At 34.3% G+C, this 17,488-nt stretch carries 22 protein-coding genes and 1 tRNA gene; all 23 read left to right on the top strand.

Features of this window, described 5'->3' with window-relative positions; genetic code table 11:
- The 23 genes from IGJ24_RS08515 (at window position 1) to gpG (ending at window position 17,263) form a co-directional block, all read left to right on the top strand.
- On the top strand, window positions 1-963 hold the full coding sequence (locus tag IGJ24_RS08515) for a Lin1244/Lin1753 domain-containing protein (RefSeq protein ID WP_002372048.1): 963 nt from the start codon (window positions 1-3) through the stop codon (window positions 961-963).
- A gap of 3 nt (window positions 964-966) precedes the next feature.
- Window positions 967-1,269: a hypothetical protein gene (locus IGJ24_RS08510; RefSeq protein WP_002368214.1), complete on the top strand. Its 303-nt coding sequence runs from the start codon at window positions 967-969 to the stop codon at window positions 1,267-1,269.
- Window positions 1,270-1,569: a MazG-like family protein gene (locus IGJ24_RS08505; protein WP_002372047.1), complete on the top strand. Its 300-nt coding sequence runs from the start codon at window positions 1,270-1,272 to the stop codon at window positions 1,567-1,569.
- Between the two features lie 8 nt (window positions 1,570-1,577).
- Window positions 1,578-2,012: a RusA family crossover junction endodeoxyribonuclease gene (locus IGJ24_RS08500; RefSeq protein ID WP_002372046.1), complete on the top strand. Its 435-nt coding sequence runs from the start codon at window positions 1,578-1,580 to the stop codon at window positions 2,010-2,012.
- 906 nt (window positions 2,013-2,918) lie between these two features.
- Window positions 2,919-3,335 carry an ArpU family phage packaging/lysis transcriptional regulator gene (locus IGJ24_RS08495; RefSeq protein WP_002372045.1) on the top strand — a complete coding sequence of 139 codons (417 nt, stop codon included), beginning with the start codon at window positions 2,919-2,921 and terminating at the stop codon, window positions 3,333-3,335.
- A 1,320-nt stretch (window positions 3,336-4,655) separates the two neighbouring features.
- A tRNA-OTHER gene (locus IGJ24_RS08490) sits at window positions 4,656-4,726 on the top strand.
- Window positions 4,727-5,432: 706 nt separating this feature from the next.
- On the top strand, window positions 5,433-5,660 hold the full coding sequence (locus IGJ24_RS08485; RefSeq protein WP_002372042.1) for a hypothetical protein: 228 nt from the start codon (window positions 5,433-5,435) through the stop codon (window positions 5,658-5,660).
- Window positions 5,661-5,752: 92 nt separating this feature from the next.
- Window positions 5,753-6,469: a hypothetical protein gene (locus IGJ24_RS08480; protein ID WP_002372040.1), complete on the top strand. Its 717-nt coding sequence runs from the start codon at window positions 5,753-5,755 to the stop codon at window positions 6,467-6,469.
- 46 nt (window positions 6,470-6,515) lie between these two features.
- Window positions 6,516-7,319: a phage terminase small subunit gene (gene terS / locus IGJ24_RS08475; RefSeq protein WP_002372038.1), complete on the top strand. Its 804-nt coding sequence runs from the start codon at window positions 6,516-6,518 to the stop codon at window positions 7,317-7,319.
- Entirely contained in the window at window positions 7,291-8,580 is a 1,290-nt protein-coding gene (locus IGJ24_RS08470) for a PBSX family phage terminase large subunit (protein ID WP_002393615.1), read from the top strand. Before terS ends, IGJ24_RS08470 begins: the two co-directional genes overlap by 29 nt.
- Before the next feature lie 11 nt (window positions 8,581-8,591).
- Window positions 8,592-10,079, top strand: a complete 1,488-nt coding sequence (locus IGJ24_RS08465; RefSeq protein ID WP_002393614.1) for a phage portal protein — start codon at window positions 8,592-8,594, stop codon at window positions 10,077-10,079.
- Window positions 10,054-11,958, top strand: a complete 1,905-nt coding sequence (locus IGJ24_RS08460) for a hypothetical protein (RefSeq protein WP_002393613.1) — start codon at window positions 10,054-10,056, stop codon at window positions 11,956-11,958. Before IGJ24_RS08465 ends, IGJ24_RS08460 begins: the two co-directional genes overlap by 26 nt.
- Entirely contained in the window at window positions 11,959-12,189 is a 231-nt protein-coding gene (locus IGJ24_RS08455) for a hypothetical protein (protein ID WP_002380437.1), read from the top strand.
- 56 nt (window positions 12,190-12,245) lie between these two features.
- Complete coding sequence (locus tag IGJ24_RS08450; protein WP_002380436.1) at window positions 12,246-12,566, top strand: hypothetical protein; 321 nt, start codon at window positions 12,246-12,248, stop codon at window positions 12,564-12,566.
- 218 nt (window positions 12,567-12,784) lie between these two features.
- Window positions 12,785-13,408, top strand: a complete 624-nt coding sequence (locus IGJ24_RS08445; protein WP_289865399.1) for a capsid assembly scaffolding protein Gp46 family protein — start codon at window positions 12,785-12,787, stop codon at window positions 13,406-13,408.
- 13 nt (window positions 13,409-13,421) lie between these two features.
- Window positions 13,422-14,309, top strand: a complete 888-nt coding sequence (locus tag IGJ24_RS08440; protein WP_002357030.1) for a DUF5309 domain-containing protein — start codon at window positions 13,422-13,424, stop codon at window positions 14,307-14,309.
- A gap of 28 nt (window positions 14,310-14,337) precedes the next feature.
- Window positions 14,338-14,520, top strand: coding sequence for a hypothetical protein (locus tag IGJ24_RS08435; protein WP_002357032.1), 183 nt, complete (start codon window positions 14,338-14,340; stop codon window positions 14,518-14,520).
- A 13-nt stretch (window positions 14,521-14,533) separates the two neighbouring features.
- The gene (locus IGJ24_RS08430) at window positions 14,534-14,878 is read left to right on the top strand and encodes a hypothetical protein (protein WP_002357033.1); all 345 of its coding nucleotides are present in this window, start codon (window positions 14,534-14,536) and stop codon (window positions 14,876-14,878) included.
- Entirely contained in the window at window positions 14,875-15,243 is a 369-nt protein-coding gene (locus tag IGJ24_RS08425) for a hypothetical protein (protein WP_002357034.1), read from the top strand. The genes IGJ24_RS08430 and IGJ24_RS08425 overlap by 4 nt, the downstream gene beginning before the upstream one ends.
- Window positions 15,236-15,634: an HK97 gp10 family phage protein gene (locus IGJ24_RS08420; protein ID WP_002357036.1), complete on the top strand. Its 399-nt coding sequence runs from the start codon at window positions 15,236-15,238 to the stop codon at window positions 15,632-15,634. Before IGJ24_RS08425 ends, IGJ24_RS08420 begins: the two co-directional genes overlap by 8 nt.
- Before the next feature lie 2 nt (window positions 15,635-15,636).
- The gene (locus IGJ24_RS08415) at window positions 15,637-16,011 is read left to right on the top strand and encodes a phage tail terminator family protein (protein ID WP_002357037.1); all 375 of its coding nucleotides are present in this window, start codon (window positions 15,637-15,639) and stop codon (window positions 16,009-16,011) included.
- Window positions 16,012-16,860, top strand: coding sequence for a major tail protein (locus IGJ24_RS08410; RefSeq protein ID WP_002384363.1), 849 nt, complete (start codon window positions 16,012-16,014; stop codon window positions 16,858-16,860). It begins immediately after the preceding gene.
- A gap of 52 nt (window positions 16,861-16,912) precedes the next feature.
- A complete protein-coding gene (gpG, locus tag IGJ24_RS08405) occupies window positions 16,913-17,263 on the top strand; it encodes a phage tail assembly chaperone G (RefSeq protein WP_002357039.1) in 351 nt (116 codons plus the stop codon).
- Window positions 17,264-17,488 lie beyond the last annotated feature (225 nt).

The raw sequence follows: 17,488 nt of genomic DNA, 5'->3' as shown, positions 1-17,488 counted from the left end.
ATGGCAAGACCTGCAAAAGAAGGTTTGGATTATTTTCCTCTTGATGTTGGAATTTTTGAAGACGAAAAAATAGAAGCTATTGCTGGGGAATTTGGTATTAAAGGAGAACTTGCGGTAATCAAACTGCTTTGTGCGATATACAAAAAAGGATATTTCATTTTGTGGGATGATTTATCGCAAGCAACTCTTTTAAAACGCCTGCCTGGAGTAAGTAAGGAAATGCTCAATCAAATAGTGAACCGCTTAGTCTTATGGGGATTTTTTGATAAAGAACTGTTTGACTCGGTCAAGGTGCTTACGAGTGAGAATATCCAAGCGACATTTTTCGAAGCGACAAAAAGACGGAAAACACCAAAACCAACTAAATATATAGTTAATGTCAACAGTAACTCTCAAAATGAAACAGTTAATGCTGACATTAATACACAAAGTAAAGTAAAGGAAAGTAAAGTAAATAAAAGTAAAGTAAACAAAAAAGAAACAGAAAGTTGCATCAATCCGTTGTCACCTGAAACGTCGGTTGAGAAAGCATTCTTTGAAGAGCCGTTAGGTGAAGAAAAACTAACGGAGTTAATCCGCTATTATTCACAGAATGTAAGTCCTGCTACTCCTGTTAATATCACTGATTTACAATATGATCTTGCTGATTTTGACGGAGACCTCGAGTTATTGAAAGAGGCTGTTAATATCTGTGCTAGAAATAATGAACGAAGATATAGCTATTTTGCTGGTATTTTGAAAAATTGGCGAGCAAATGGTGTAAAAACATATGCTGATTATCTAAATAACGAGAGAGAACGAGCAGATAAAAAAACACAAAATAAGCAATATCAAAATAAACCTGTTCGGCAAGAAAAGGTGCCTGAATGGATGAATCAAGCGAACGGTGAAGAAGAAAAGCTATCACCAGAAGAGCAAGCTGAATTTGAAAGACAAATGCAAGAATTGTTGGGAGGAGAGTAAATCATGATTGAAATGAGAGTACTTGATTATCGAATTACTAGTGATGATAAGCAAGTAATCGTAAATAAAGCGAGACGAAACGAACACGGAGAGTTAACCATTTTGACTGATAAAGACGGTACACAAAAAGAATCACTCGCTTTGATTGGTTATTATGGCAATTTAAGTAAGGCTCTCGTCGCAATAGAACGCGATTATGTGCTTTCTAGTGGTAAAACAATACAAACAGTCAAAGAATACAAAAAAGAGCTAGAATCGATTCACAGCAAGCTAAAACGTGAATTAGATTTCGGGGAGGAATTTTAGATGAATGAATTAGTTAAATTAGTGGAAGAATGGGCGAAAGAAAAGCGTTTAGATAAAGCGGAACCTGAAAAGCAAATGCTAAAAGTGATTGAGGAAGTCGGAGAAGTTGGCGCTGCATTGGCAAGAAACAACGAAAACGACTTAAGAGATGGTATCGGGGATATGGTTGTGACGTTAATTATTCTCGCTATGCAAAATAACATGGATTTATACGAATGCTTAAATCAAGCATATAGCGAAATTAAAAACCGCCAAGGAAAAATGGTAAACGGAGTATTCGTCAAAGAAGCCGATTTGTAAGGTTCGAGGTGGAAGAGATGCGAATTATTCTACCGATTGAGCCCAAGCCACAAAGTCGCCCGAGATTTGCAAGGCGTGGAAATTATGTTAAAACTTACGAAGATCGAGCGATGAAAGAATACAAAAATCAAGTAAAGAATTATTTTCGTAAATCAAGAGCAAAGTTGATTGAAAAAGGGCCAATTTCCGCACATGTGACGTTTTACATCCATCCGCCTAAATCTGCCTTAAGTAATAAACAGAAACGCTTAGAAGTGGAATTAGAGCGAAAATATTGCGATAAGAAACCTGACTTGGACAACTATTTCAAAGCAGTCACTGATGCTGCCGAAGGTATTTTATATAAAAACGATGGTCAAATTGCTGTGATGGTTTGCCAAAAGTTGTACAGTATGCGACCACGAACAGAACTAGAAATTACAAGTTTGGAGGAACAAGTGTAGTGGGTAAAACGGGTAAACAGATCAAAGAGAATTATTCGGTTAGAAAGCGAGTAAAGAAGATGATTAAATTTAAAGAATTTAATATTCAATTATTCGACGTTCACATTTATATAAAAAGGCTAAGTAGTTTTAAAACCAACAAAAATAGTATAAAAAAACTAACTAGTTTCCGCTAGCTAGTTATAGATACATTTTCATCTCAGATAGAGACAATTAATAATACATTACTATGAAATTTAAGGCAACAAAAAAAGCCAGCTGACCACTAGCTGACTTATGTGGTAGAAACAACTGTTTTCCGCCAGTTGTTCTTTAGGTGTGAGTTAGCACTTTCCCCAAATAAAGTGCTATTAAATAGCCGATTAAAAATCGACAATAAATCTCTTGTAGAGACGTGTACTACTATTAACTGTTTACCAGAAGTTAATGTAGAAAAGGAGGAAATTTATTTCATAAATAAAATCCCCAAGAAAGTTAAAGTGATTATACCATTGAAAAATAGATTTGAAAATACTTTCTATGCCAAAAATATTTATTAGATGGAAAATATCAAATGAATAAAGATGATGTGAAAGATGACGAATGGAAGATTGTAAAATACTGTAGAATTATTATTGTTTTCTTTATAGTCAACCAATAATTTGTTGACTACAAACATGTATGAGTGATGAATATTTTGATAAATAAATAGCCAGTCGGTTTCCGCCGACTGGCTGAGAAGTGAATAGCTATTGGAATAGTATTCTTAGTATAATTTATATCATATAGAGTCGCTGATGAGCAAAGGATAAGCATTACTTATATATATTTGGATAAATAAAAAAAGCTACTTAGTTTCCGCTAAGCAACTCTTAAATGATGATATGTTTATTATAAATTATTATACCACAAAAGGAGCGATTTCACTTGATTAAATTGCTAAGAGAAGTAGATTTTCGACAAACAAAAGCGAATGCCAGAAATGTGTTGAAGAACTTTAGACGTTTAGAGCGAATAGCTGGTCGCTCTTTGATAGATTTAAAATCACCAATTATTACAGATATGCCTAAAAGCCAAAGTCACGGGAATAAAGCAGAAGATGCGCTAGTACAATTAGCAGATGCAGAAGCAGAAAGAGACGCAATTTTATCTGCGCTTATGGCATTGAGCCTAACTAGCAGACAAATTTTGCATTATAGTTTCTGTGTGCAGGATCATTACTCTAATTACAAGATAGCTAGGGAAGTTGGATATTCCGAAAGAAGTATTCAACGAATGAAATCAGAGGCTTTAATTGAATTTGCCGAAGCGTATCGAAATGGAAAAATAATTGCATATAAATAAAATTTTTGGCGGTTTTTTGGCGGAAAGTTGGCGGTTTTTATCAATATTTAGATGTTACTATGGTAGTGTCGAAAGATAAGGAAACGAGGTAAGGCATGCATTACCTATCTTAGCTCCGTTTCGCTTATCTTTGGAGGCTACCTACAAAAAAATAAAGAATAAGGATGTGGAAAGTCCAGTTCTTTCTGTCTCGTTTAGTCTAGGTAGCAAATATTGCAATAAACTTGGCATTAAGCTTACACGTAGACGTACGCTGAAAGCACTTGTCAAGATAGCGCTATGTAAGTTTAAGTTGCAATGATCACTCACAAATCAGACGTTCTCAAACTAAAAGAAATGGGGTGTAATTCCTCTCTCTTTTTTCTACAGGTTTGTGAGTGATTACTATTAAAAATTGAAAAATCAATAGATTTAAACCTAGTGAAGAGCATTTGAACAATGTGCTAGGGTAGTATGGGATAAGTCGATAACTAAAATGAATTGGGATACTGATTGATTTTAGTGGTGGATTTTACAGCAATGTAAAAAGGACTAATAGTAAAAGCTATTAATCGCAAAGTACTACGTGGAATTTGTGCAGGTGTAAGGTACGAAACTTTCGAGTGTGACAATAGACGCTCCAGTGGAGAATAATCTAAGTTAGGTGGAAGTGTGAGAAGCTTGGCAGACCTTAGAAAACTCAAACCAAGCGCTTTGCAGAGAAACTGAGAAATCAGTGTTTAACGAAAGAAGTCGGTACGAGTAGCTTAATGCAGCAATTTATTTACAGATGACAAATAATAAAAATGGGACTCTTATGTAAATGCTGAATGTTCAAGTGAAAGTTATTAGCCAGTAGAGCTAGATCATACAGAAAAAGCAAAGAGAAGCTATTGGGTAGCGCCCGATAGTTCAGCCTCTTTGGGTATGTGACTGAATAACACTGTAAACAAAGGAAGCAGGAAGAAAAGCCTAAATCTGTTGATTTTTGAGTTTTTAATCATTGCTGTGGCGGAATAGGTAGACGTTACTACGTAGAATAATCGGCTTTGGTGTTCGGTGTTTATATAGGCGTTAGTCTGTAAGAGTATAAGAGGACAATCACAAGAGCCTGTAAACAGCTGAGTAATGCGGTTTGAGAGAACCTCCTATACTCCATAAAATATATAATCTTGTGATCATTTGGTGCGGAGGCTTTAAACATTATTCGGTGATATCCGATGTAAATCTAAAGGGAGATAAACGGTAAAGATTATTCATGCAAGGTGCAAATCCTTGCCAGCGATATTGAGATTACGGTAGACAATCTCAAAAATGGCATAGTGGGAAAATCCTTTCGGTTGGCGTGTAGCATCTGGGATGCAACGAGCATATTGTGAGATAAGAGGCAGGTTCGATTCCTGCCACGCCAATAGGTAGCTTTGCTACTTAAATAAAAGAATCGTCAATAGATGTTTCTGCTACATTCACGTGAGGCACTAGCTTAAAAGTGCCTCTTTTTGTTTGGAGGTATTGTTATGTTTAAGTTATTTGAAATCATTAAGCAAGAAGATGCAAAAAAACTAAATCGTTTGAAAAAAGAATTAAAGCAGGCTACTCAACGTAAATGAGTGGTCTTTTTTTCGTACATAAAAAAACCACTAGACTATGGGTTCTAGTGGCTAGGTAGCATTCGTGAAAAATTAGTTGGTTGCTATTTACAAAAAGGAGTTGCTACCTAAAAGAATTATATCAAATAAGAATAGAGAATAAAAGAGTGCTTATTCACACCAAAACTTATTTTTATATAAAAAACCACTAGAAATGGGATCTAGTGGCTAGGTAGCGTTAGTGAAAATCTCGTGTCATTTGTAGTTTATGAACTTTAGCTATTATGAAAGAGTGCTACCTAAAACAAGTGTAACACAGCTGTCAAGTTTTGTCGGATATTTGGATTGTTTTCGCATGAAAAACCACCAGATAAAATATCTAGTGGCCAGACAGCAGATTATGTTTTGAAATAACTGGAAGTGTTACATGAAGCAAAAAGGAGTTGCTGTCTTGCAGTGAGTATAACAGGAATTGAAGCGTTTGTCTTACAATAAACAAATATACATAAAAACAATTAGGAGAGAGAACATGAAAAGTTATTGGTATGTATCGTTAACACATAAATATCCACAGCCGAACCGCTCAACTGGTTCAATGCGTGTTGTAATGTCTGTGCAGATAAAAAAGAATGTATCTATTGTCGAAATGACGAGAGAAGCCACACCAAAGGAAATTGATGCGTGCAAGCTTGTTTATTGTGGGCATGGTAGTTGGAAAGATAAGCATATACAAGAGAATGTAGAGAGGTATATTTAAATTACAAATAAACGTTGTAAGATGTTACTGATTTAATATTGAAATATATTTCAAAGTAAGATATTCTTTTTCTAAAAAAGGGGAGTATTATAATGGATATTCTTACTCTAATTCTACTTTTACCATTAATGTTTTTATTGTGTAGTCTTTTGTTTATTGTGTGTTGGCCAATTTATTTTGTAATAATAATGACTTATTATTACATTCGTTTGTTTTGTAAAATTATCAAAAAATTAGTTAGTGAAGAGTGGACCCCTCCAAAAATAGTTTTGGAAAGATATTATAGTTTATTTCGAACACCGTTAATTTTTTATTTTAGTTTACCAATGACAGGTGCAATTTTGGAAGAAATAATAACTACGTATTTTTTTAAACATAATTATGGGGGAGGTTCAAGTTTACGAATGTTTGTGGAGTGTGTAATTGTGTTAGCTATATTTTGGGGAAGTGTCTATTTGGTTTTTTCTTTTGAAAATAAGAAAAAAGAAATTAAAAAGACGACTAAAGCACATAAAAAATTTATAAAAGCTACTATGTTTCCATTGGGATTACTTAGCATTCTAGTATCAGTAACTTCAGTAATTAATATGTTTATTGATGCTGAAGTTAAGAAAGAATTTTTATCGGAACTTAGCAAGGCTGATTTTAACCCATTATATGTAGCATTTTGTATATTATTTATTATTATTCTATTACTGGAGGGAATTAGCTTAGTTTTTATTGAATTGATAGAACATTTTTACGACAATGAAAAGGAGTATGGATACTATATAAAAACTGTGTTCAATTGTCTGAAAAGACTAATTTAACAAAACAAAACTTAACTTAAAAAGAATGCGAGGTGGTGTGTATTGAATGGCAAGGAAACGTGATCCTAGACGTGACAAAGCTAAAAAGATTTGGCTAGAATCCAACGGAGAGAAGCAATTAAAGGAAATTGCTTCTGAGTTAAATGTTTCAGATTCTCAAATTAGAAAATGGAAATCGATTGATAAATGGAGTGCTGAATTGAAAGGTAATGTTACCAATGCAAAAGGTAACGTTACTAATCGAGGAGGCGCTCCTTTTGGTAATCAGAACGCAGTAGGCAACAAAGGTAATAGCCGAGCCTCGCCACCACTTGGTAATAAGAACGCTATTAAAACTGGCGAATACGAAATAATATTTGCCGATATGTTATCTGATGAAGAAAAGGACATCTATTCTAATCTGAATGATGATCCTTTTTTTATTTTGAATGATGAGATTCGCTTATTAAAGGTACGGCAGTTTAGAATGATGAAACGTATCAAAGAAGCTGAAAAAGGACTAAATGATGAAGAAGTTGAACGGTTACAACAGCTAAGGAAAATTAAAACACCGATTGAAAAAGACGGTAGAAAGCTAGAAATAAAACGTGAAGTTATGCAAGACGTTCAAGTAACTCGTAAAACATTTAGAAAGTTAGATGACATCTTAGCTATTGAAGATGCGTTGACTAGAATTAGCAATCAGTTAACAAAGGCTGTTAAGCAACAGAATGCCTTGCTAGCAAATGATGCCAAATTACAATTGTTGAAAGTTCAAACTGAAAAAGCTAAAGCTAGTTTAGGTGCTACAAGTGGAGACATGGATATGCCAGTTTTTATTGATGATATATCAGGTGATGGATATGAGTAAAAAACTATCTGAATTTCTTCCTAAAGCATTTCATACTACTTGGAAGGTAGCATTAAACTCAAATATATTACATGTTGTTGAAAAAGGTGGCCGTGGGTCAGGTAAATCATCTGGCATAGCGCACATAATCGTTCAATTGATTATGAGATATCCTGTAAATGCTGTGGCCATTAGATACGTTGATAATACGATTGAGCTATCTATTTTTGAACAGATTAAGTGGGCAATTGAAGAACAAGGTGTGTCTAAGTATTTTAAAGTAAATAAAAGTCCTATGAAAATCACCTATAAGCCTAGGGGGAATTATATTGTTTTTCGTGGCGCACAGAATCCAGAAAGAATTAAGTCATTAAAGGATTCAAGATTTCCATTTGCTATAGCTTGGATTGAGGAATTAGCCGAGTTTAAAACAGAAGATGATGTAAAAACCATAACTAACTCATTGCTACGTGGTGAATTAGCAGATGGTCTTTTTTATAAATTCTTTTATTCGTACAATCCTCCTAAGCGACGACAATCATGGGTTAATAAGAAATATGAATCTAGCTTTCAACCTGAGAATACTTTCGTTCATCATTCAACATATAAGGATAATCCATTCATAGCTCAAGCATTTATTGAAGAAGTTAATGCTACGAGGGCTAAGAATCCGAAACGTGCTGAGTGGGAGTATGACGGCAAAGCTATTGGTTCAGGAGTTGTTCCTTTTGATAATCTACGAGTAATAAAAGGATGTATTACTGATGAAATGGCTGCTAACTTTGACAATATCAGAAATGGTCTTGACTTTGGTTATGCTACTGATCCATTAGCATTTGTTAGATGGCATTATGACAAAAAGAAAAATGGCATCTATGCTATTGATGAAATTTATGGTGTGAAAATTAGTAATAGGGAATTTGCTAATAAAGCTAAGTCTAAAGGATATATATCAGATAGAATTGCAGCTGATTCAGCAGAGCCTAAATCAATAGCAGAGCTAAACAGTGAACATGGTATGCCACGAGTTTTCGGAGTAAAAAAAGGTCCTGATTCTGTTGAGTATGGCGAAGAATGGTTAGGCGATTTGGATTTTATTTGTATTGATCCATTAAGAACTCCTAACATTGCTAAAGAATTTGAGAATATTGATTATCAAACTGATAAAGACGGTAATCCTAAACCTAGGTTAGAAGATAAAGACAACCATACAATTGATGCGACAAGATATGCTTTCAGTGAAGATATGGATAAAAATAATGTGAGATTTATCCAATATTAGGAGGTGGGAAAATGTTTCAAAACAATTTAAGTTTGAAGCGGTATAAAAGAGTGCGAACAAAATATTCTACACAAATTAATGAAGAAGTTTTCGATCCTAATGATTTTATTACTGAAATGAAGCCATTTTTTGATGATAGAGAGCGTAAGTACAAAGCCTATACAAGCGAACAAAATGAGATCGATAGAAGACCTAAACCAAACACAGAGATTATAAAAGTGAATAATAAACTTCATGCTGGTTTATACAATACTATTGTCGACCAAGCAGCTGACCATTTCACAGGCATTCCAATTAAGTGGGATTATGATATTACCGAACAACGCAAATCTATATTGCAAAAAATGGGTTCAAAGGTAAAAGACTTGTTTTCAGGGAATGTCAGAAATGAGACAAAAACTCCTGAAGAATTCGACAAATTAGCAGAGTTAGTAAACGATATGCGGTTTGCCATGCTTGATTCTGATACAGCTCGGTTTCAAGGAGCTTGTGGTGTTGCTTTTCGTTTGTTAGAACCTGTTGAAACCGTGGAAGGTTGGCAATTATGGGCGAGCAATATCGAACCATGGAAAGCTGAAAAATACGAAAATGCAGATATCTTTATTCGTGAAAAATACGATACACATCAAAAAAAATTTTTCGAAGAAATGAAAGTCATTACTAAAAAAAGAATATGTATATATAGCAGATATGTTGAATCTAATTTAGTCAGTGCATCTGGAACATTTAAATTGATTGAGGAAGTAGAAAACCCGCTAGAAACGTTTTACTTATCAGAATTTAAAAATAACACGAATCGTTATTGCGATTTTGAAGTGGCGGAAGAACTTTCTGATGCATTTGATAGAAGCTTATCAGACCAACAAAACGAAGTTGAACAGTTTAAACTTGCTTATATGGCCATTAGTGGCTCACGATTAGATGAAAAAGAAGCACAAAGAATGATGGAACAATTAGGTATTATTAATTTGCCAGATCCACAAGCTAAGGTTGGGTATGTAACGAAAGACATTAATAAAGATTTCAACGAGTATCATCTTGATAAGCTGAAAAAGCTTTATTACACGGTAACTAAGTCAATCGATTTCAATGATGAAGTATTTAAGTCTAATAGCTCTGGCGAAGCTCGCAAATGGCAAATTATTGCACTAGAAGCTAAAACAAATACTAAAGAACAGTATTTTAAAGAAGGATTGAAAGAAGCAGCTGAGACGATGTCTGCCTTTATTAAATTTAGGGATAAATTAGATGTTGATGTGTCAAAAATTGTATTCACATTCAGTCGTAGCTTGCCAACAGACATCGGTTATCTTGCTGATGCATTGCCTAAACTTTCACCGTTTGTATCCAAACGAACAATTATTAATCAGATTCCATTTGTTAAAGACCCAGATTATGAAATGGACTTGATGAATTTAGAACAAGGTCAAGATTATCCTAGCGGTGAATATGATGAACTAGGTGGTGCAGGTAATGACGAAGAAGAAAACAACGGCTAGTGAACGTTATTGGGAAAAACGTCGTGAATTAGAAGATAAAGCACGTTTGAAACTGGAAAAGAAAACTCTTAATGAGCTAGAATCTGTTTTCGAACGTGCTTTAGTTAAAATTCAAAGACAGCTGTTGTCACAAGCAGATTTACACGATATCACTCAAAGTGAAATGCTAGAAGACTTTAGCAAACAAGATCAAGAGAAGTACCGCAAGTATATCGAAAAAAACTATGAAAAGTTGATGGAATCAGATGAAGCTTATAAACAATTCATTGATGAATATTTTCCATCCTTTGACTATGCGAAAGTTAATCGCTTGTTACAATTACGAGCAGACATTTTTTCTACCCTTGCAGGTGAAGCAATAACTAGTGATGTTAACGGTAAATTTAATAACGACTTAGAGAATATCACAAAACGAATCTACAATTCTAATTCTAATGCGTTGATACAATTATTAGGCGGTTCAGCACCTGGTTTAACTAAGAATGAACTAGAAAACATCATGAACTATCCGTGGAGCGGAAAAACATTTTCATCTCGTTTATGGGGCAATATATCAACCTTAGAGCAACGTTTGAGCAATTCCATTATTAATTCATTGGCAAGTGGTGAAGGAGTTGTGGAAGCTCTTAGAACGATGAAAAACGATGGTGTTATTAGCGGTATGTTTAAGTTGGAACAAGGAAAGTTTAATCGTTCGATTGAAAATCTTGTTAGAACGGAATATTCACATTTTGCGGTAGAAGGTGTAAGAAAATCGCTAAAGGATATAGGTGTTAAGCAAACACAAAGCTGGTCGGCAGAAGATGAGCGTGTTTGTTCTATTTGTGGTGGACGTCATGGAAAAGAGATTAAAGATGATTGGCATCCACCGTATCATGGACGTTGCCGTTGTACTGAAATACCAATTGTTCCTGAAATTAGCGATGACATAGATAAATTGTATGAAGAGATGTTTGGTGATTTATTGGATGAATTCGCAAGTAAGCAGTGGGGTATTAAATTAAATCATCCAAAAGTTAGTGCAACTAAACTCGATTTAAAATCCGTATTAGACAAAACAAACATGCAAGAAGCTTTAGGAAAAGAAAATTATTCTAATTTTTTAGATCATTTAGATGGGATAACTGACCAAAGGGTGCTAAACTTAATAAATGTGATAGGGCATAAGTTGGAGTTTAAAGACATCAAAGAAGTAAGAGCATTTGCACAAGGAAAATCAATTCAACTTAGTCAAAAATCATTTGATGGGGATAGGGGTGTTAATCCTTATCAAACAGTTTATCATGAGATAGGACATGCTTTGGATCATCTTGGGCTTGAAGTATTAACAGGAAAAAATACGATGCCGACAGGAAAACTGATAAAAAGAAAGCTAGGAAGACGAACCACTTTTATAGAAGTGCATATAACACACGCATCGTCACTTTCTGAGTATAACATTAAAGAAGCGCTAGAACGCGATTTTTGGAAATATGTAAACGGAGATTTGCCATCCTATAATGATTTAGGTAATAGACCTAGAAATGCGGATAAGAAAAAGGCTTATGATGACTTAAGGGCGGAAATTTATAAAAAAAATACAGAGAACTTACAAAAAACTAGAGAACGATTATCAAAAATAGTTAGGGAAAATCCTAACTCAGTATCCGCTATTTCAGATATGATTGAATCTATAGGTTCTCTAGGAGACTATCCGTTAGGTTTTGGTCACGGCAAGCGCTATTGGCAAACAACAGGTAGCACAGAAACGGAATTTTTTGCACATATGACAGAAGTGGTTGCTAACGATAAGTCAAGAGAATTAATGAAAGAGATTTTTCCGACAGCAGTAAGCCAATGGGAAAAATTAGTAGATGATATTTTAAAGGCGGTGAAATAAGTGTTTAGTTGCGAAGATGGCGCATGGTCTATTATTGATGATGCAGTTAAAAAGTATGAACAACATTTCCATGATGAGTTTCCAATATATGAATATATCGATGTAACAAAGAGTGATGACTTCGATTTTTCTATTCTAGGTGCAAAAAAATTAGCGAAATTCATTGATGAGCATATTAAAGAAAATAAATCGGTCCACGTCCCGTCAGATTACCATAGCAGACTTTACTAAGCACTTAAAGGATAACTTTGAGTGCTATTTTTATACCCTAAATTGGAGGTGAGATCATGAAAGGATTATTCGAAGCAGTATTAAATCTAGAAGTTACCAATGGTACAGAAAAAGCCTATAAAAAAGCTTTTGAACAAGAAAACGAACGATACTTAACCAAACACACTTTGAGAGATGGCAACGGTAATATCGTCAAAGATGAGCTTAAATCAGTTTGGGGTGGTAATTATTGTCACGTTGATATTTTGTATTCGTTACCAGGTAAAAAAAGTAAATTAACTATTTCGATTGTGTCTAGGACTCTGCAAAACGTAAAAGATGCTGTCACTGATTATCAAATGTTAGGTGCTGAACTGGTCCATAAGAATTGGAAGTGATTAGATGGATCCCTATGATTACTTAGATGCAGATTATGAAGAGCATTTACTAAGAGAAGAAAAGCAATTAAAGTCTGACGAAAGTTAGGCTTTTTATTTTGTCCGAAATGACGTTAAACTAGCGCAATGCTGGGCTTAATTGAATGGTGGGGCGCAATAAATAAATCTAAAGCAATGCGGGGCGATTAGTCGAATCGTGGAGCGAAAGGAGAAACAAAATGAAACCAAACCTATTACCAATGAATTTACAAATGTTTGCTGAAGAAGACGGTGGTACAAACTTCACTTTCGATGATTTTAAGGCATTTGTAGAATCAAATGAGGAAGCACAAAAATTTGTACAATCACAGTCACAATCAGCTGCAGATAAACAATTAGAAGCTTGGAAACAAAATAATCTTGAAAAAATCAAGGAAACAACAATCAAGGAGTATGAAGAATCTAAGAAAAATAAAACTCCTGAACAAATTAAATTAGAAGAATTACAGGCTGAATTTGAAGCTGAAAAGGCATTACGTGTGACTAGTGATAATAAGGCTTTTGTTGCAGAAAAAATTGCTGGCTTAGATTGGGACGGGGATTTGAAAGATTCTATTTCTCAATTTATGTTAAATAATCTTGTTAGTTCAGATACTGAATTTACTAAGAAGGCTGTAGAAGGCTTTACAGAGCTTTTAGAAGCAATAAATGATAAGCATGCAGAAGCTATTAAAAATGTAGAAATGACTAAAGCTTTTGGTAATAAATCGCAACAAACCAACATGGTAACTGGTAATCAAACAAAATCGTTTGAAAATCCAAAGGCAGCATTAGGACAAAAATTACAAGCATTTATCGATTAGGAGGAAACTACAAATGAAAAAAAGTTCATTAAATAATCTTGAGTATTTAGATATTTCACAGGAAGTTAATGCATTACAAGTTCCAAATACACCATTTTTAAGCTATTTGTTAGGCGCAGGCAAAGTTGAAGCTGCCAAGTCAACTGAGATTAAATGGCGAGAATACGGCATGAATAATGATGATTCATCTGCTCAATTAGAAGGCGGAGAATACGCAGATGCGGAATCTGATCGTACATGGTTTAACAACTATACTGAAATTTTCAGAAAATCAACTTCTGTATCTGGCACATTAGATGCTATTAATGTAGATGGTGTAGGAAATGAATTGAATAGCCAAGTAGCTCTTCGTGCTACAGAAATGAAAATTGACTTAAATCGTAAATTGATTGTTGGTGTAAAGGCTGATGAATCTGGTTCTAAAGGTCGTCAGATGAACGGAATTTTAAATTTGATTAGCTCAACGAATAAAGTCGAAACAGCAGCTGCGGGGGCAGTAACAAGAAAAGATATTGATGCCTTATTTAAAACAATGTTCCAAAAAGGATACATGGGCGAAAAATTATGTTTAGTAGCACCTGATATGCAAGAATTAATGACTGATCAGTTGGATGAAAAATCAACAAAAATTGTGCAATTTGGCGATAAACTTACTTTTGGATTGCAACTTGGAAATATTGTCTCAAATTACGGCTCAGGAATTGCGTTAATTGAACCTAATTTACCTAATGGAACAATCGCAGCTATTGATACTAATTATGTAAAATTACGTCCACTACGTGAATGGCGTGCGGAAGAATTAGCAAAAACAACAGATTCAAGACGGATTGGATTAGTTGGTGAGTATTCAATTGAATACAAAGCTTCTAATTCTGGAGCAATCTTGAACTTGAAAGCCTAAAATATAATAACGAAGGAGGAAATTAAAAATGGCAACAGCAAAAAAAGAAGTAACCTATCGTGTGCTTGACAAGAAAAACTTTGTGGGCTTTATGCATCCTAAAACAAAAAAATTTATCACAGCAAACGAAAATAATGAATTTGTAGTTTCAGAAGATGACAAAGAAGCTATTGAGATATTAGAACGTGCTGCAGATACTTTTAAAGTTTAGGTAATGATGCTTTATGGTTGATGAAAAAAAAGAAGAAATCGTTGAGAAAATTCAATTGATGCTACCTAACGCTTCTGAAGATAGGATTTTGTCTGTTTTAAACCTTGTTATCTTTGAAATCAATTCTTACAATACTTGCAAAATTGATATTGCTTGGGACGAGTTTGAACAACTTATAATTGAGGTTATCTACAAAGCTTTAAAAAACGAAATAGATAAGTCTGTAGCTAGTGTAAAACGTGGTGATACATCAATTAGTTATGTAGTTGAATCAAAAGACATACAATCACTCATGAAGAACTATAGCAGTGCTATTAAACGTATTTTAGGCTGTGATAGCGGGGTGTTTTTCTATTGAATGAAGCAGAAATTTTAGCAGCTACTTATTTTGATACCTGTGTTATTGAGAGAATGAGCGATATTGAAAATACGGAAAGTGGGATTACTGAACAAGTTTATTTTCCAATTCATGTTGGCAAGTTACCCTGTGCTTTCTCTCAAGGAAGTATGGGGAACTTACCTGTAATAGAAAACAAAGAAGCGTTTAATATCTCTTATGAAGAACAAAAACTTTTTTTAGAACCTAATATAAAAGTTAAAAAAGGAGATAGAATAACTATTACTCAAGGTACAGGTCAAAAACATGTGTTATTTTCAAAAAAACCTTTTTATTATCCAAGCCATATAGAAGTAGTGCTATCAGGAAGTTCAATTGATGAGTAAAAGCGATCTTAGAATGAAATCAAATGCTGATAAAGTTATTGCAAATTTAAAGAAAATGACACCCATTGCTGAAAAAGAAGGTGCTGCAATGGTGAATGATTCGTTAGCTAAAATTTATCAGTTAATTGTACCTATGACACCAATTAAATCGGGTGATTTAAGACGAGGCTATCGAATCATTAAAGCTAGAAAGTTGTCTAGTGGTCGTATCGTGGGAGCATTGATTAATAATGAAAAATACTTTAGATATGTAAACGATGGCCACCGAACAAAAAATGGCGGATTTGTTAAAGGCAGATTTATGTTGCAAAAATCTAATAAATTAGCTAATGCAACATATATTCCGAAACGATTTAAACAAATGGCGATTATCATTGTTAAGAAAGGTTAGATATGTACGATAAAATTTTAAAAATGCTTACTGACACAATAAAACAGTTCTCGAATGCGCCTATCTATCTTGATGATGTAATGCAATCGTCAGAACCGTTTTATTTTGTGTTAAGTCTTGAAGAGAGTCTGACTGATAATGTAGGTCAAAACGTTCAAAATAAAGCATACAATGTTGATATTGCACTGGTTGATAGTAAGAAAGATAAACAATTAGTAACAAGCCTAACAGAAAGCTGTGGGGCTTTTTTTAATGTGTTGAATTTGGACGGAAATGAATTGTTTCCAGAAGATTATCAAACGTTTAAAACAGACGGAATTCAACATATCAATTTTAATGTTGCGTTCCCACAATTAATTGAATGGAGTGAAAAATAGATGGCAAAAATGAAAAATGTAAGTGTCATTTCTGTAGAGAAGCCAACGTGGTTCCCACTAAAAGACGAAACGGGCGCTTTTCCAGTTTACGGAACGCCAATTACAATCGGTACTGCTGTCAGTATCAAACCAGATGTTACAACAGAAACAACGCCTGACTATGGCGATAGTGTAGTTCAAGATCAGTATGTTGCATTTGGTGGTGCAGAAGTTACTTTAGAAACAAACGGCTACCAAAATGAAGTTTTAGCTGAAATTACAGGGGGAAAAAAATTAAAGGGTGGCGTATTGCGGTCTGCGGATGATATTGCATCAGATGGAGCATTTGCTTACCGTCGCCGAAAATCGAACGGTAAATATCGCTATACGATTTTCTATAAAGGAAAATTTGCTTTAACATCTGATGAAACATCTACATTAGAAGGAAGTTCAGTATCTTATACTCATCCAGAATGGACGGGGTCTTTCGTTGATGTTCCAGGGTTGGGTTATATGTATTCCGTGGATGAAGACGATGAAGGTGTCGACTTAGAGATGATTAAAAACTGGTTTACTGAGGTAATGGATCCACGTAAAGAAAATACTACTGCTGTTACTGGTGTAACTTTAGACCAAACAGAGTTAAATTTAAAAGTTGGCCAAACAGCAACCTTAACACCGACAATTACACCAGATAACGCCTCAAATAAAAAATATCAGTTCCGTTCAGAAAGTGAGGCTATTGGAACTGTAACACCAATTCAAGGGAAGGTTACTGCTGTAGGAGAAGGGACAACGGAAATCGTAGTCACAACAGAAGATGGTAACTTTACCGCAAAATGTACATTAAATGTAACAACAGCAGATTAAAAATAACAGTTTAGGACGACCTTGTCGTCCTATTTTATATGGAGGAATTAAAATGGCAAGTAAATTTCAACAAAAAATTAAATTAATGATTAAAGATGGAAGCAAATATACTACAAAACAATTCACGTCGGCAGAATTTTTACCAGGTTCAGTCATGGATACAGGTACGGATTTACAAATCAGGTTAGAAGAAGCAACAAAAACAAATGATATGGAAGCAATTCGTCCTATTTTAAGAGAATGCTATGACTTTATTGCTGACGTTATTTTTGAAAAACAGTTTACTGGACAAGAATATATTGACGGTATGGATGCTCGTGAATTATTGAAAATTACAGCTCAATTGTTAGGTTCTGTTACTTCTGGTTATGATGCAATTTATTCTGAACAGAAAAAAAAGTAACGGAACTTTTATATCATCCTCATTTTAAGTACACGCCACAATATCGAGAAGCAGAACTAAAAAGTTCGCTTCTTGAGAATGGGTGGACTTTAAATGAGATCGAAAACACAGATTTAAACGAGCTTTTGAAAATTTATGCATTTAAAGATGCTGTAGACGAATTTGAAAATATCAAATATCTTGATGAAAATACTATGTTCTAAGAGGGAGGGGGTACTTTTTGAA

The organism is Enterococcus sp. DIV0546, assembly GCF_051712785.1.
Classification (GTDB): Bacteria; Bacillota; Bacilli; order Lactobacillales; family Enterococcaceae; genus Enterococcus; species Enterococcus faecalis.
Note: the sequence above shows the minus strand (reverse complement) of the source record. Positions and strands in the feature narration are given on the sequence as shown.

Excerpts from the sequence above, each read along its gene's own strand:
- IGJ24_RS08410 (WP_002384363.1), top strand. The coding sequence starts at position 16,012 with ATGGCAAAAATGAAAAATGTAAGTGTCATTTCTGTAGAGAAGCCAACG.
- IGJ24_RS08515 (WP_002372048.1), top strand. The coding sequence starts at position 1 with ATGGCAAGACCTGCAAAAGAAGGTTTGGATTATTTTCCTCTTGATGTT.
- IGJ24_RS08510 (WP_002368214.1), top strand. The coding sequence starts at position 967 with ATGATTGAAATGAGAGTACTTGATTATCGAATTACTAGTGATGATAAG.
- IGJ24_RS08485 (WP_002372042.1), top strand. The coding sequence starts at position 5,433 with ATGAAAAGTTATTGGTATGTATCGTTAACACATAAATATCCACAGCCG.
- IGJ24_RS08505 (WP_002372047.1), top strand. The coding sequence starts at position 1,270 with ATGAATGAATTAGTTAAATTAGTGGAAGAATGGGCGAAAGAAAAGCGT.
- IGJ24_RS08430 (WP_002357033.1), top strand. The coding sequence starts at position 14,534 with ATGGTTGATGAAAAAAAAGAAGAAATCGTTGAGAAAATTCAATTGATG.
- IGJ24_RS08460 (WP_002393613.1), top strand. The coding sequence starts at position 10,054 with ATGACGAAGAAGAAAACAACGGCTAGTGAACGTTATTGGGAAAAACGT.
- IGJ24_RS08415 (WP_002357037.1), top strand. The coding sequence starts at position 15,637 with ATGTACGATAAAATTTTAAAAATGCTTACTGACACAATAAAACAGTTC.
- IGJ24_RS08420 (WP_002357036.1), top strand. The coding sequence starts at position 15,236 with ATGAGTAAAAGCGATCTTAGAATGAAATCAAATGCTGATAAAGTTATT.
- IGJ24_RS08435 (WP_002357032.1), top strand. The coding sequence starts at position 14,338 with ATGGCAACAGCAAAAAAAGAAGTAACCTATCGTGTGCTTGACAAGAAA.
- IGJ24_RS08440 (WP_002357030.1), top strand. The coding sequence starts at position 13,422 with ATGAAAAAAAGTTCATTAAATAATCTTGAGTATTTAGATATTTCACAG.
- IGJ24_RS08465 (WP_002393614.1), top strand. The coding sequence starts at position 8,592 with ATGTTTCAAAACAATTTAAGTTTGAAGCGGTATAAAAGAGTGCGAACA.
- gpG (WP_002357039.1), top strand. The coding sequence starts at position 16,913 with ATGGCAAGTAAATTTCAACAAAAAATTAAATTAATGATTAAAGATGGA.
- IGJ24_RS08450 (WP_002380436.1), top strand. The coding sequence starts at position 12,246 with ATGAAAGGATTATTCGAAGCAGTATTAAATCTAGAAGTTACCAATGGT.
- IGJ24_RS08480 (WP_002372040.1), top strand. The coding sequence starts at position 5,753 with ATGGATATTCTTACTCTAATTCTACTTTTACCATTAATGTTTTTATTG.
- IGJ24_RS08445 (WP_289865399.1), top strand. The coding sequence starts at position 12,785 with ATGAAACCAAACCTATTACCAATGAATTTACAAATGTTTGCTGAAGAA.
- IGJ24_RS08470 (WP_002393615.1), top strand. The coding sequence starts at position 7,291 with ATGATATATCAGGTGATGGATATGAGTAAAAAACTATCTGAATTTCTT.
- terS (WP_002372038.1), top strand. The coding sequence starts at position 6,516 with ATGGCAAGGAAACGTGATCCTAGACGTGACAAAGCTAAAAAGATTTGG.